A 13090-nucleotide genomic window follows, 5' to 3' on the forward strand; every position below is an offset into this window, starting at 1 on the left:
GTTTAACGGGGCGCCTAAGATCAAGATCAAAAGCAGATCAAGAGCAAGATCAAGAGCGGCTCGCTTCGCATCGTGGTTACCGTTGATCGGTAGTCTGATGTACTGAGGTGTCTGCATCGCAGGCAAGCCAGCTCCCACAGGGTTTTGTGTGGTGTCCGTTAGAGCTGGTAGTTTTTCAACTCCCTGGCAATCACCATCCGCTGAATCTCGCTGGTGCCTTCGTAAATCTGCGTGATTCGTGCATCCCGGTAGTAGCGCTCCACCGGGTAATCCTCCAGGTACCCATAGCCACCATGGACCTGCATTGCCTTGGAGCAGACCCGTTCGGCCATTTCCGAGGCGAACAGCTTGGCCTGGGAGGCTTCGGACAGGCAGGGTTTGCCGGCAGTGCGCAGGCGTGCGGCGTGGAGGATCAGCAGTCGCGCAGCGTTGAGTTGGGTTTGCATGTCGGCCAGCAGGTTGGCCACGCTCTGGTGTTCGATGATCGCCTTGTCGAACTGCACCCGATCACGGGCGTAGGCCAGCGCGGCTTCAAACGCGGCGCGGGCAATGCCCAGGGCCTGGGCGGCGATGCCGATGCGTCCGCCTTCGAGGTTGGAGAGGGCGATGGCCAGGCCCTTGCCGCGCTCACCCAGCAGGTTGGCTTCGGGAACCTTGCATTGGTTGAGCGTGACGGCGCAGGTGTCTGACGCACGAATACCCATCTTGTGCTCGGTGCGGTCGACCACGAAACCTGGGGTATCGGTGGGCACCAGGAACGCCGAAATGCCTTTCTTGCCCAGTTCCGGGTCGGTCACGGCGAACACGATGGCCAGCTTGGCGCGCTTGCCGTTGCTGACGAACTGCTTGGCGCCATTGATGACCCATTGCCCGTCACGCAACTCGGCACGGGTGCGCAGGTTATGGGCTTCGGATCCGGCCTGGGGTTCTGTCAGGCAGAAGCAACCGATGGCCTGGCCACTGGCGAGTTCGGCCAGCCAGGTGTTTTTCTGTTCGGTTGTGCCGTAGTTGAGAATCGGCCCGCAACCCACTGAATTATGGATACTCATCAGCGCGCCCGTAGCAGCGTCACCGGCGGAGATTTCCTCCACGGCCAGGGCATAGGCGACGTAATCGACATAGGTGCCGCCCCATTCTTCCGGTACCACCATCCCCAGCAGGCCCAGCTCGCCCATCTTCGCCACCAGGGCGTCGTCGATCCAGCCCGCTTTCTCCCAGGCTTGGGCATGGGGGGCGATTTCGCCACGGGCAAAATCCCGCGCCATGTCTCGGATCATCACTTGTTCTTCAGTGTATTCAAGATCTTGCATGGCTTATTTTCCAATCTGCACGAAGTCGCGGAAGAAGCTCTCGACATGGCTGGCATTCAGCGCATGGAGGGTGGGTGGGTTCCACTTCGCAGACTTATCCTTGTCGATGATCAGGGCGCGAACCCCTTCGATCAGGTCGCCGCGTTCAAACCACTGGCGGTCCAGGTGCAGTTCGAGGGCAAAGCACTGTTCCAGTGGCAAGTGGCGGCCACGGCGCAGCATCTCCAGGGTCACGGCCATGGCCAGGGGCGAGCGGGTGTGCATGAGGTTGGCGGTGGTCAGCGCCCAGTCGTGGCTATCGGCTACGGTGACTTGTTGCAGTTGCTCGACGATGCTGGGCACGTCCGGCAACCCGAAGAAATGGTCAATGGCCGGGCGCAAGGCCGCCAACGGGGCGTCGGGCAATTGCTGCACGGCGAGCTTGGCGAGTACGCCTTGCAAGTCCTTGAGCGGCGAGTCGTGCCATTGCAGGCCGTCGAATTTCTGGTCCAGCTCAACCAGCTTGGCGCTGTCGATGTACCAGTCTGCCAACCCGCAATACAAGGCATCCGCCGCACGGATCTGCACCCCGGTCACCCCGAGGTAGGTGCCCAGTTCGCCAGGAATACGCGAGAGAAAATAGCTGCCGCCCACATCCGGGAAGTACCCGATGGCCACTTCCGGCATCGCCAGGCGGCTGCGTTCGGTGACCACCCGCAGGTCCGCGCCTTGCACCAGGCCCATGCCACCGCCGAGGACGAAGCCGTCCATCAACGCCAGTACGGGTTTACGGTAGTGGTGGATGGCCAGGTCGAGGGCATATTCCTCGACGAAGAAATCCTGGTGGAGGGTGTCGCCTTGCTTGAAGCTGTCGTACAACGAACGGATGTCGCCGCCGGCGCAAAAGGCTTTTTCACCGGCGCCGCGCAGTACCACGGCGTAGATCTCGGGGTCATCGGCCCAGGCCTGCAAGTGCGCGGCCAACTGGCGAACCATGTCCAGGGTGATGGCATTCAGGCCGGCGGGACGATTGAGGGTGAGGTGGCCGATATGGTTGCGCACGTTTGCCAGGACAGCGTCCTGCTGGACCTCGGCGTGGCTTGCTTGGGATGAAACCTGAGCAGTCATCTCTAACTCCCTGCTTTTATTGTCTTTATCAAGATGTTCGCGGGTGAACTCTCACGTGATCGTACCAGTGCAAATTTGCCCCGTACAACCCGGAATCGTGCAGGTCGTTGTTGCATTTATGCAGTGCCGGTCAAACCACCCGGCTGGCCAGAACCTCGCCGATACTGCGACGCCGGGCATGGCCCTCGGCGGCGTGGATCAGTTGCTCCAGCTCTGTCGGTTCGACGTCGTAGAACTGTTCCATCTCGGCCAGCGCCAGCTTGAGGTCGGCTGCCGTGATGCTCGGCTCGCTGACGGCGGTGGCAGTGCCCAGGATAACCGGTGCAGGCTCGGCAAGCCCCTTGGGGTAACGCGTGCGCGTGGCATTGTTATAGGCCAGCGCACAGGCGAGCAGGGCGCCAGCGCCGAGCATCACCGGCGCCAGTTCGTACCAGCCAAGGGCGACGGATGCCGGGTCGGCCAGCACCAGGGTCATGGCCAAGCCGCCGGCCGGCGGGTGCAGGCAGCGTAGCCAGCAGATGAGGACCACTGTCATGCCCGCCGCCAGGCACGCGCTGCCCAAGGTGCGCCCCAGGACGCGGGCGACCAGCAGCGCCACGACGCCTGCACACAGGTAACTGCCGATGATCGACCAGGGTTGGGCCAGCGCGCCCGATGACACGGCAAACAACAGCACCGCCGAGGCGCCAAGAGGGCCGAGCAGGTGCAGGGCCACCTCCATGCCGAATACTTGGGCACACGCCCAGACACTCAATAGCGTGCCCAGGGCCATGCCGATGGCTGCACGGCTCCATTCGGCGGGACGGGTGTTGATTGCAGCGGGTAACCAGCGAGCGAGCATTGAAAGACGGTCCATAAACGGCGGGCGAAAAAAAAGGCCTGCCTGGTTTCCCGGAACAGCCCTTTGAAGGTTCCAACATTGGGGGAAGGAACCTGTGCAGTGTGCCGCGCTTGATTCAGTGGCGCTACTGCATATTAATGAATGTTAAATGCAAAACAAATGCAGTTAAACGGCGTCGCCGTAGGTGATCGGCCCAGTGGCTGTGGCCGTTGTTGGGTTGATCTTGCCCAGCACGCGACTGTGGGTTTCTTCATTGAACAGTCGCTCTTGCAGGTCTTCGCGCAGCCTGGGATCGTCGGCCAGCGGCCCCTTCAACGCCACCAGTGCGTCACGCAACGCCATCAAACGATCCAGCCTGGGTAAAGGTACGGTTAACAGGTCATCTCGCACGGCATTGTCCTCTCAATGAAGTAAGCCATCGCGCGCGGGCAGCCTACAACGTCCTTGTTGTTGTGAAGTGCCCTGACCCAAGCGTTACAGGTTGGTCCTGACGGTCGGGTGGTAGATAGTGAGTGCACGTGGCAGCGAGTCTACAGTTGGGCTCCGAGCACCGGAAGGGAAAGTGCACCAGCCATTACGCAAACAAATGTAGGCACTTTCTTGGTACCTATGATGAAAGCCGCCCACTCGTGGAAGAGTGGGCGCTCTTTCTTACAATGCAGCCGGAAAAGCACTCAGGGCGTCGAGGTTTTTGCCAAATGCAGCAACACATAGGGGTTTTTGTCGAACGCTGCCGTGAGCGTCGGCGTGATTGAGCGCAGGCGCGGATCGTCCAGCGCCTGGAAGTCGGTCTGGCTCATCACTATCCATGCCGGCGCCTGGACCGGTTTCAATTCGGCGGGCAATTGAGTAAACAACGGCACCTTGTCGCAATCGAAGTTGACCATGAACTTGATGGCTTTCGCGTCTTTGCCCAGTGCATGCAATACCAGCGGCGCCGGTTGCAGCTGAACTTGCGCCTTGACGGCGAGGCTGAAGGTGCGGGTGTCGTACACCTGACGTTCCAGGGGTTCGACCACCATGATGTAGGTGCTCCACAGGGCGAGCACGGCGGCCAGGGCGGGGCCGTAGGTGCGCATCCGCGAGCGGACCAATACCAGCAGGGTCAGCACCTGCAGCACGCCAAGCAGGACGAAGATGAGCGCAAGATCGGCCAGCGGCTCCGGGTAGTGCCGTCGCGCCACCACCAGGCCAATGACCAGCAGCGCTGGCAACAGCGTCCAGATGCCCAGCATCAAGGCGCGCAGCCAGGCAAACAGTCGCCCTTGCGTGACTTGGAAGGGGTACGCGGCAATGATCGCGGCCATCGGCAACATCGGCAGGATATAACGCGCTTTCTTGGCTTGGGGTACCGACAGGCCCAACATCACCAGCACACCCGCTGCCGCGCAATAGAGCACCAGCTTCAACGCTGGGTCCGGCGCACGTCGACCGCCCACCAGCACCGCCAGCAGCACTAACAATGCCAGTGGATAGGCCAGGGCGTAATTGCCCAAAGAGCTGGTGAAGTAATACAGCACGCCGCCGGAGCCTTCGCTGCCATCCATGCGCCCAAGGAACTGCATGCGAATCACGTCATGCATAAAATCTTCGCCGCCGCTGAGCTTGGCCAGCAGCAGCAACAGGCCGACGCAGGCTGCCAGCAGCGCCAGTGCCAGCAGGCCAAAGCTGAACAGCTGGCGCCACTGGCGGTTGATCAGGTAGTAGCTGCACAACACGCCCGTAGGGATCACCAGGCCTATCGGGCCGCGAATGGCAAACCCCAGCAGCAACAGCAAAAATACCCAATGCAGGCGTTTGGCGGCGGCGAAATGGTCATGGGCATAGCCCAGGTAGAACACCGCCAACGCCACGGCGGCGAGCATCTGATCCAGGGAGACTGCGCGGGTTTCGCTGACAAACGTACTGCTGAGCAGCAGCATCGCAATACTCAGCAGGCCCCAACGTGGCGAGTAGGGTGCAGTGAGGCGATAGACCAGCACCACAATCAGCGCCGACGCGACCGCAGTGGGCAGCCACGCCGTCAGGCTGGTGACCTGGCCCAAGGGCACCGACAGCAGCCACGTCAACAGGGTCGACGTCGCCAGGTAATCGGCATACGGCTGACCATAGGTGGTGGGAAAGAAACTCGGCCCGTGACGCAGCATTTCCTGGGCAAACAGCACAAAGCGCGAATCAAAGCCGATGATCGCCTGGTGCCAGTTGCCGACGATAAACAGCACCAGCGCCAAGATCCCAAGCCCCAGCGACTGGTGGCGGATCGTTGCGCGCTGCGCGGACGGTAAGGCGATGTTCACCTAGCAAGCGTCCTTGACCTGTTCCACCCAGTTTTGCTGGGGGATCGGCAACTCGCAGGAATCGCCGCGGCCGATGGGGAAGTATTTGAAGCCTTTGCGCGCCAGGCGCTCGCCGTCGTACAGGTTACGGCCGTCGAAGATCACCGGGGTTTTCAGGCGCTGGTGAATCAGGTCAAAGTCCGGCGCCTTGAATTGCTGCCATTCGGTGCACACGATCAACGCATCGGCGCCGCCCAAGGTGGACTCCGGGGTGCCCATCAGCATCAGGCGCGGGTCGTCCCCGTAGATGCGTTGGGTTTCCTGCATGGCTTCCGGGTCGAACGCACGCACATTGGCGCCAGCGGCCCACAGCGCTTCCATCAGCACACGGCTGGGGGCGTCACGCATGTCATCGGTGTTGGGCTTGAAGGCCAGGCCCCACAGAGCGAACGTCTTGCCCTTGAGGTTGCCCTGGAAGAACGCGTTGATGCGCTCGAACAGCTTGCTCTTCTGGCGCTGGTTGATGGCTTCCACGGCTTCGAGCAGGTCGCTGGAGCAGTTGGCCTGCTTGGCACTGTGGATCAGGGCGCGCATGTCTTTGGGGAAGCACGAGCCGCCATAACCGCAGCCGGGGTAGATAAAGTGGTAGCCGATGCGCGAGTCGGCACCGATGCCCAGGCGCACCGACTCAATGTCGGCGCCCAGGTGTTCGGCCAGCTCGGCGATCTGGTTGATGAAGCTGATCTTGGTGGCCAGCATGCAGTTGGCGGCGTATTTGGTCAGTTCGGCGCTGCGCAGGTCCATGAAGATGATGCGGTCGTGGTTGCGGTTGAACGGCGCGTACAGGTCGCGCATCACGTCACGTACTTCTTCACGTTCACAGCCGATGATGATCCGGTCCGGGCGGCGGCAGTCGGCAACGGCGGAGCCTTCCTTGAGGAACTCCGGGTTGGAGACGATATCGAACTGCAGCTCACGGCCGGCGGCGCGCAGGTTATTGAGGATGTGGTCGCGCAATGTGTCGCCGGTGCCGACCGGTACCGTGGATTTCTCCACCAGGATCACCGGTGCCACGCGGTGGCGGGCAACCGCATCACCCACCGACAGTACGTATTTCAGGTCGGCCGAACCGTCTTCATCCGACGGCGTGCCCACAGCGATAAACAGCACTTCGCCGTGTTCGACGGCGAGTTTTTCGTCGTGGGTAAAGCGCAGGCGCCCGCTTTCCAGGTTGTCCTTGACCATGGCTGCCAGGCCCGGCTCGAAGATGGTCACGTGACCTTTCTGCAGCGATTCGACCTTGTGCTTGTCAACGTCCATGCAAATGACATCGTGACCGACTTCGGCTAATACAGTGGCCTGGACCAGACCAACGTAACCACTACCAAATACACTGATTTTCATGGGGTATTCCTGGGACTTGAGGTGCTAGCACGACGAGAGTTGATAACCAGTACACCGAGGATGACCAAAGCCACCCCCAGGGTTTTTGAAAGCGAGAAATTTTCGTTGAACACTGGCAGGCTGGCGGCCAGCAAATACACCAGCGCGTAGCTGATGCTGAGCAGCGAATAAGCGCGGCCCAGGGGTAAGTACTTCAATGTGCCGAGCCAGCACAGCATCGACAGCGCATAGGCGACGATCGCCAGGATCACCACGCCCAGGGCGCCCAGGTCGATGCTGTTATCCGTGAAGGCGGCCAGCCATTCAGAGGGGAGCGGCAGGCGCGTCATACTCCAGCGCATGCCCAGTTGGGCACCACTCACCAGGCCGACACTGCCCAGGGCCAGGGCGAAACCCCGCACGCGACTCATACCTGACGCCCCAGCAAGACCACGCCGGCAATCACCAGCCCCACACCCAGCCAGTGACGGCCATCAATGGGCTCGTGGAACACAAAGCGCGCCATCAGCGTGACCAGCACAAAATTCAGGCTGAGCATGGGGTAGGCAATGCCCACTTCCAGGCGCTGCAACACCAGCAGCCACACCAGCAAGCCCAGGCCCAGGCACACCAGCGCCGACCACAACCACGGCGAGCGCAGTTTCGATGCCCAGCCATCCGGCACGCCGCGCCAGCTTTCCACAGCAAACTTTTGCGAGACCTGGCCCATGCAAGTGAGCAGGCAGGCCGTAAGCAGTAGCAGCAGGGTGATCATGGCGCGACCTGCGGGAAAATCAGGATCACGATCTTGCCTTGCGCATACCGTTTGCCGTCGGTGGGCAGCAGTGCGAGTTCTTCCTTTTCACCGGTGCTATTGACGCGCATCACCACGCCTACCGCGCCGGTACGACGGGTTTCGGCCATCCACGTCTGGATGCGGTTACGGTCGACCAGACGCGGGGCCGTGTCCTCGTAAGCCAGGCCGTACTTGACCTCACCCGAGGTGTTGTACAGCGTGATATCCGGGCGTTTGAGGCGCCAGGACAGCGCCGACGCGGCGCCCAGGTCGTTGCTCAGCAGGGCAACGCTGGGCTGCAACTCGTCGATGTGATCAATGATGAACTGGTCCGGGGTCTTGTTGTAAACCACCGAATGGGGCAACGCCGCAGGCACCAGCAGCACCAGAAATCCACTGCCGATCAGCGGCGCGGCCCACAATGCCAAGGGGCGTGCCGCTTGCAGCAGATTGACCACGATCCAGCCGAACAAAAAGATGAACACCAGCACCAGGCTGACGGTTTCCTCACCCGGTTCGTAGACCGGCTTCTTCAACTGGAACCAGCTGAGGGCCAGCAACACCAGCACACCCATCACCAAGTTCAACCAGCCATTGATGCGCAGCACACGGCCGCGGCCTTGAGCCAGTTTGTCGCTCAGGGCCGAGCCCATCAGCAAGGCCAGGGGGAGCATGCACGGCATGATGTAGGAGGGCAGCTTGCCTTTGGCCAGGCTGAAAAAGACCAGGGGCATCAACAGCCACAGTAGCAGGAACGCGGTTTTCGGCACGCGCCGCTGCAGCCAGGCCTGCTTGAGCGCGGACGGCAACAGCGCGACCCACGGCAGCGCGAACCCTACCAGCAGCGGCAGGTAATACCAGAAGGGTTCGGCGTGCTGGGCGTCTTCACCGGCAAAGCGTTGGATGTGCTCGTGCCAGAAAAAGAAATGCCAGTAGTCCGGCTCTTGCAGGTGCACAGCCAACGCCCACGGCACGCTGACAGCAATCGCCACCACCACGGCAACAGGGCCAAATTTGCACAACTCGACAAAACGTTTTTGCCAGACGGCGTAGGGCAGGGCGACCAGCACCGGCAGCAACCACGCCAGGAAGCCCTTGGTCATGAAGCCCATGCCGCACGCCAGGACCAGCAAGGCCCATGACCACAAGCGCGCGCGCCGCGTGGTGCTGTCGAAACAGAACCACAAGGCCACGCCCGTCAGATTGATCCAGAAGGTGAACTGCGGGTCCAGGTTGGCATAGCCGCCCAGCGCGGCCACGCTGACGAAGCTCATGTAGAGCAGCGTGCTGACCAGACTCTTTTGCGGGTCGCTCCACAACCGGCGAGAGACCAGATACACCAGCAGAATGCTCAAGCCGGTACTCAAGGCCGAGGCAAACCGTACGCCAAACAGGTTCTGCCCGAAGATCGCCTGGCCCAGCGCGATCATCCAATAGCCTGCGGCTGGCTTCTCGAAGTAGCGAATGCCCATGAAGTGCGGCGCGGCCCACTTGCCGGTCAGCAGCATTTCCTGGCTGATTTGCGCATAGCGGGTTTCATCGGGAATCCACAGGCCATGGGTGGCCAACGGCAGCAGGTAGAACACGGCGAACGCCAGCAGGAGCAGGGGCAAAGCCCAGCGGCGGATCATGCCTGCTGCACTCCCAGCCAACCCTCGCGGCCGCTCAAGGCGCCGCGCACCAGCTGTTGCTGGGGCAGGGTGGTCACATCCGTGGGCAACAGCTCGCCCAAGGTTTTGAACTCGATGCCGCGCTGCCCGGCCTGGGCGAGCAACTGGCGAAAATCATTGGCCATCAGAATCCCTTCTACTTCCGCGTGGATCGTGTAGACGTTCAGCTTTGACGCGTTGAACCGATCAAGAATGAAGCGGTTGAAATCGTTGGCAGCCACCACCGGCCCGACGACTTCGTCGAAGGTCGGCAGGTCTACCGGAATTTGTGGGGTGCCCGCGCTGCCATCGGCCAAGGTTGGTCGAAACAGGCTGGTGCCCCGGCAATCGCTGTTGTAGCGAAAGTTGAAGCCTTGCTTGGCTTGCACCACGCGCTCATCGGCGCGCCAACCGGCGGCCGCTGAACAGTCGATGCGCTCGCCGAGGATGTCGCTCAAGGTGTCTACGCCGCGTCGAATCTGCTCGACCAGCTGTGCCTCGCTCCAACGCCCGGTGTTGGCCTGCCAGCCGTGGTGGTCCCAGGCGTGCAGGCCGACTTCATGCCCGGCGGCCTTGGCCTGGCGCATCAAATGCCCCAGGTCGCGGCCAATCGGCTTGCCTGGCCAGGCGGTGCCGGCCAGCAAGATGTCCCAGCCATACAGGCCGGCAGCGTTGGAGCGCAGCATCTTCCACAGGAACTGCGGGCGGATCAGGCGCCACAAGTGGCGCCCCATGTTGTCCGGCCCGACACTGAAGAAGAACGTCGCCTTGACCCCGGCTTCGGCCAGGGAGTCGAGCAACCGTGGCACACCTTCACGGGTGCCGCGGTAGGTGTCGACGTCGATGCGAAGACCTGCCTGCATTACTTTTTATCCGCAATTTCAAGCATGGCTTCACGCAGGAAGAAATCGAGCGTGTTGCCGATGGTTTCGCTCATCTCTACGCTCGGCTCCCAGTTCAGCAGGCGTTTGGCGTTTTCGATGCTCGGCTTGCGGTGTGCCACGTCCTGGTAGCCCGTGCCGTAGAACGCCTTGCTCTCGACGTCGCGGAAACCGGCGAATGGCGGGAAGTTGTGGCGCAGCGGGTGAGCCTCGAACTGACGCAGCAGTTCTTCGCCCAGCTGGCGAATGCTGGCTTCGTTTTCGGGGTTGCCGATGTTGATGATCTGGCCGTCGCACACGCCATTGTCGTTATCAATGATGCGCGCCAGGGCTTCGATGCCGTCGGCAATGTCGGTGAAGCAACGCTTTTGCTCACCACCGTCGAACAGACGGATCGGCGTGCCTTCCACCAGGTTCAGGATCAGCTGGGTAATGGCGCGGGAGCTGCCGATACGCGCCGAGTCCAGGCGGTCCAGGCGCGGGCCCATCCAGTTGAACGGACGGAACAGGGTGAACTTCAGGCCCTTATCGCCGTAAGCCCAGATCACGCGATCCAGCAGTTGCTTGGAGACGGAGTAGATCCAGCGTTGCTTGTTGACCGGGCCCACCACCAGGTTGGAGGTGTCTTCGTCGAAATACTGGTCTTGGCACATGCCATAGACTTCGGAGGTCGACGGGAAAATCACGCGCTTGTTGTACTTGACGCAGTAGCGCACCAGCTTGAGGTTTTCTTCGAAGTCCAGTTCGAACACGCGCAGCGGGTTACGGGTGTATTCGATCGGCGTGGCGATGGCCACCAGCGGCAGCACCACGTCGCATTTCTTGATGTGGTACTCGATCCACTCGGTGTGGATGCTGATGTCGCCTTCCACATAATGGAAATTGGGGTGGCTGCGCAGGCGTTCGATGGCGTCGGAGCCGATATCCAGGCCGTAGACTTCGTAGCGGTCGTCACGCAACAGGCGCTCGGACAGGTGGTTACCGATAAAGCCGTTGACGCCCAGGATCAGCACACGGGTACGGCGCGGCTTGCGACCCGACTCGGCGCCGCGCAGTACAGAGCCATCCACCAGGCCTAGTTCATCGGCCAGGGACGGGCCTGCCAGGTACAGGCCGTTTTCGTTGCGCTGGCCGAACTTGACCACCAGGGAATCTTCACCGCAGGCAATGCGCAGCGGGTTGACGCTGATCACACGGCCAGGCGCCAGACCTTCGTTGCCCTTGACTACGTCGGCTTGCCATACGATCAGCTTGTGCTCGCCCACGGCGCAGAAGGCGCCCGGGTACGGCTGGGTCACCGCACGCACCAGGTTGAACAGTTGCTCGGCGGGCTGTTTCCAGTCCAGCTTGCCATCGGCGGCGGTGCGACGACCGAAATAGGTGGCTTTGCTTTCGTCCTGAGCGGTTTCGCTCAGCTTGCCCTGGGCCAGCTGTGGCAGGGCATCACGCAGCAGAGCCGTGGCCGCATCACGCAGCTTGGCGTGCAGGCTCAGGCCGGTATCGCTGCGTTCGATGGCGACAGTCTGCTGGGCCAGGATGGCGCCGGCATCGGCACGCTTGACCATACGATGCAGGGTCACGCCGGTTTCGGTTTCGCCGTTGACCAGCACCCAGTTGGCCGGGGCGCGGCCACGGTACTTAGGCAGCAACGAGCCGTGCAGGTTGAACGCGCCTTTGCGGGCGGTGGCCAACAGCGGTTCGCTCAGCAGGTTGCGGTAGTAGAACGAGAAGATGTACTCCGGGTTCAGCTTGGCAATACGTTCGATCCACAGCGGGTGGTTGGCGTCTTCCGGAGCATGTACCGGGATGCCATTGCGGGCGCAGAGTTGGGCGACGGAACCGTAGAAGTTGTTTTCCTTGGGGTCATCGGCATGGGTGAACACGGCGGCAATGTCGTAACCGGCGCTGAGCAGCGCTTCAATGCCTGCGCAGCCAATATCGTGGTAGGCGAATACAACAGCTTTTGAACTCATGACTGGACCTGATCCGAAGAAGAAGTAGACGTATGGGAAGACACCAGGCCGTCGACCACGACGACTGGAGCCGGTGCTGCCGGTTGGTTGCGCAGCACTTTTTCAATAAAGAAGCGTGGGCGGGCACGTACATCGCTGTACATGCGGCCCAGGTATTCGCCCAGCAGGCCCATGCCGATGAACTGGCCACCGGTGAACACGAACAACACCGCAAACAGCACGAACAGGCCATCGCCAGCCCAGTCGGCGCCGAACGCCAGGCGCATGACGATCAGGGCAAAGGCAAACAGCACGCCCAGCGCCGCGAGGCTGAAACCGACGATGGACAGCAAGCGCAAGGGCGTGGTGGTCATGCAGGTCAGCAGGTCGAACATCAGGCTGATCAGGCGCATGGCGCTGTATTTGGATTCGCCGTGCTCACGTTCGGCGTGGTGCACCAGGATTTCCGTGGTGTGGCGGGCGAAGCCGTTGGCCAGGATCGGGATGAACGTGCTGCGCTCACGGCAGGCGAGCATGGCGTCGACGATGGTGCGGCGGTAGGCGCGCAACATGCAGCCGTAGTCGGTCATGGCCACGCCGGTAGAGCGCTGCACGGCGAGGTTGATCAAGCGCGACGGCCAGCGGCGGAAGGCCGAGTCCTGGCGGTTATTGCGCACCGTGGCGACCACGTCGTAGCCAAGGGCAGCTTGCTCGACCAGGCGCGGGATTTCTTCCGGCGGGTTCTGCAGGTCGGCGTCGAGGGTGATCACCACTTCGCCACGGCACTGTTCGAAGCCGGCCATGATCGCCGCGTGCTGGCCGTAGTTGCGGTTAAGGATCACCGCTACCACGTTGCTACCGTCTTCGGCGGCAGCGTCTTCGAGCAGTTGAGCGG

12 protein-coding genes are annotated in these 13090 nt (G+C 61.7%); all 12 read right to left on the reverse strand.

Annotated features, from left to right (window positions below; translation table 11 throughout):
* Positions 1-158: 158 nt before the first annotated feature.
* On the reverse strand, positions 159-1310 hold the full coding sequence (locus tag GIW04_RS19545) for an acyl-CoA dehydrogenase family protein (protein ID WP_120248052.1): 1152 nt from the start codon (positions 1308-1310) through the stop codon (positions 159-161).
* 3 nt (positions 1311-1313) lie between these two features.
* Positions 1314-2417 (reverse strand): enoyl-CoA hydratase/isomerase family protein, encoded by a 1104-nt coding sequence (locus GIW04_RS19550; protein WP_094774868.1) that lies wholly within the window; start codon positions 2415-2417, stop codon positions 1314-1316.
* A 130-nt stretch (positions 2418-2547) separates the two neighbouring features.
* Complete coding sequence (locus GIW04_RS19555) at positions 2548-3258, reverse strand: HPP family protein (protein WP_003191232.1); 711 nt, start codon at positions 3256-3258, stop codon at positions 2548-2550.
* A gap of 165 nt (positions 3259-3423) precedes the next feature.
* Positions 3424-3612, reverse strand: a complete 189-nt coding sequence (locus GIW04_RS19560; protein WP_268939248.1) for a type VI secretion system contractile sheath small subunit — start codon at positions 3610-3612, stop codon at positions 3424-3426.
* A gap of 320 nt (positions 3613-3932) precedes the next feature.
* Positions 3933-5555, reverse strand: a complete 1623-nt coding sequence (locus GIW04_RS19565) for an ArnT family glycosyltransferase (protein WP_120248051.1) — start codon at positions 5553-5555, stop codon at positions 3933-3935.
* Positions 5556-6938: a UDP-glucose dehydrogenase family protein gene (locus GIW04_RS19570; protein ID WP_014718468.1), complete on the reverse strand. Its 1383-nt coding sequence runs from the start codon at positions 6936-6938 to the stop codon at positions 5556-5558.
* Entirely contained in the window at positions 6935-7348 is a 414-nt protein-coding gene (gene arnF / locus GIW04_RS19575) for a 4-amino-4-deoxy-L-arabinose-phosphoundecaprenol flippase subunit ArnF (protein WP_120248050.1), read from the reverse strand. The genes GIW04_RS19570 and arnF overlap by 4 nt, the downstream gene beginning before the upstream one ends.
* Positions 7345-7692, reverse strand: coding sequence for a 4-amino-4-deoxy-L-arabinose-phosphoundecaprenol flippase subunit ArnE (gene arnE, locus GIW04_RS19580; protein ID WP_034135650.1), 348 nt, complete (start codon positions 7690-7692; stop codon positions 7345-7347). The genes arnF and arnE overlap by 4 nt, the downstream gene beginning before the upstream one ends.
* Positions 7689-9344, reverse strand: a complete 1656-nt coding sequence (gene arnT, locus GIW04_RS19585; RefSeq protein WP_236270265.1) for a lipid IV(A) 4-amino-4-deoxy-L-arabinosyltransferase — start codon at positions 9342-9344, stop codon at positions 7689-7691. The genes arnE and arnT overlap by 4 nt, the downstream gene beginning before the upstream one ends.
* Entirely contained in the window at positions 9341-10225 is an 885-nt protein-coding gene (gene arnD / locus GIW04_RS19590; protein ID WP_003191222.1) for a 4-deoxy-4-formamido-L-arabinose-phosphoundecaprenol deformylase, read from the reverse strand. The genes arnT and arnD overlap by 4 nt, the downstream gene beginning before the upstream one ends.
* The gene (gene arnA, locus GIW04_RS19595; protein WP_003191221.1) at positions 10225-12216 is read right to left on the reverse strand and encodes a bifunctional UDP-4-amino-4-deoxy-L-arabinose formyltransferase/UDP-glucuronic acid oxidase ArnA; all 1992 of its coding nucleotides are present in this window, start codon (positions 12214-12216) and stop codon (positions 10225-10227) included. Before arnA ends, arnD begins: the two co-directional genes overlap by 1 nt.
* Positions 12213-13090, reverse strand: an 878-nt coding sequence (locus GIW04_RS19600; RefSeq protein WP_236479139.1) for a glycosyltransferase, incomplete at its 5' end; no start/stop codon positions are given. The genes GIW04_RS19600 and arnA, both read right to left, overlap by 4 nt.

Source organism: Pseudomonas sp. PA-4-8C (assembly GCF_021606625.1).
Classification (GTDB): domain Bacteria; phylum Pseudomonadota; class Gammaproteobacteria; order Pseudomonadales; family Pseudomonadaceae; genus Aquipseudomonas; species Aquipseudomonas lactis.

Bases quoted from the DNA above. Each gene is read 5' to 3' on its own strand.
- GIW04_RS19545 (WP_120248052.1), bottom strand. From the start codon at position 1,310: ATGCAAGATCTTGAATACACTGAAGAACAAGTGATGATCCGAGACATG.
- GIW04_RS19550 (WP_094774868.1), bottom strand. From the start codon at position 2,417: ATGACTGCTCAGGTTTCATCCCAAGCAAGCCACGCCGAGGTCCAGCAG.
- GIW04_RS19555 (WP_003191232.1), bottom strand. From the start codon at position 3,258: ATGCTCGCTCGCTGGTTACCCGCTGCAATCAACACCCGTCCCGCCGAA.
- GIW04_RS19570 (WP_014718468.1), bottom strand. From the start codon at position 6,938: ATGAAAATCAGTGTATTTGGTAGTGGTTACGTTGGTCTGGTCCAGGCC.
- arnF (WP_120248050.1), bottom strand. From the start codon at position 7,348: ATGAGTCGCGTGCGGGGTTTCGCCCTGGCCCTGGGCAGTGTCGGCCTG.
- arnE (WP_034135650.1), bottom strand. From the start codon at position 7,692: ATGATCACCCTGCTGCTACTGCTTACGGCCTGCCTGCTCACTTGCATG.
- arnT (WP_236270265.1), bottom strand. From the start codon at position 9,344: ATGATCCGCCGCTGGGCTTTGCCCCTGCTCCTGCTGGCGTTCGCCGTG.
- arnD (WP_003191222.1), bottom strand. From the start codon at position 10,225: ATGCAGGCAGGTCTTCGCATCGACGTCGACACCTACCGCGGCACCCGT.
- arnA (WP_003191221.1), bottom strand. From the start codon at position 12,216: ATGAGTTCAAAAGCTGTTGTATTCGCCTACCACGATATTGGCTGCGCA.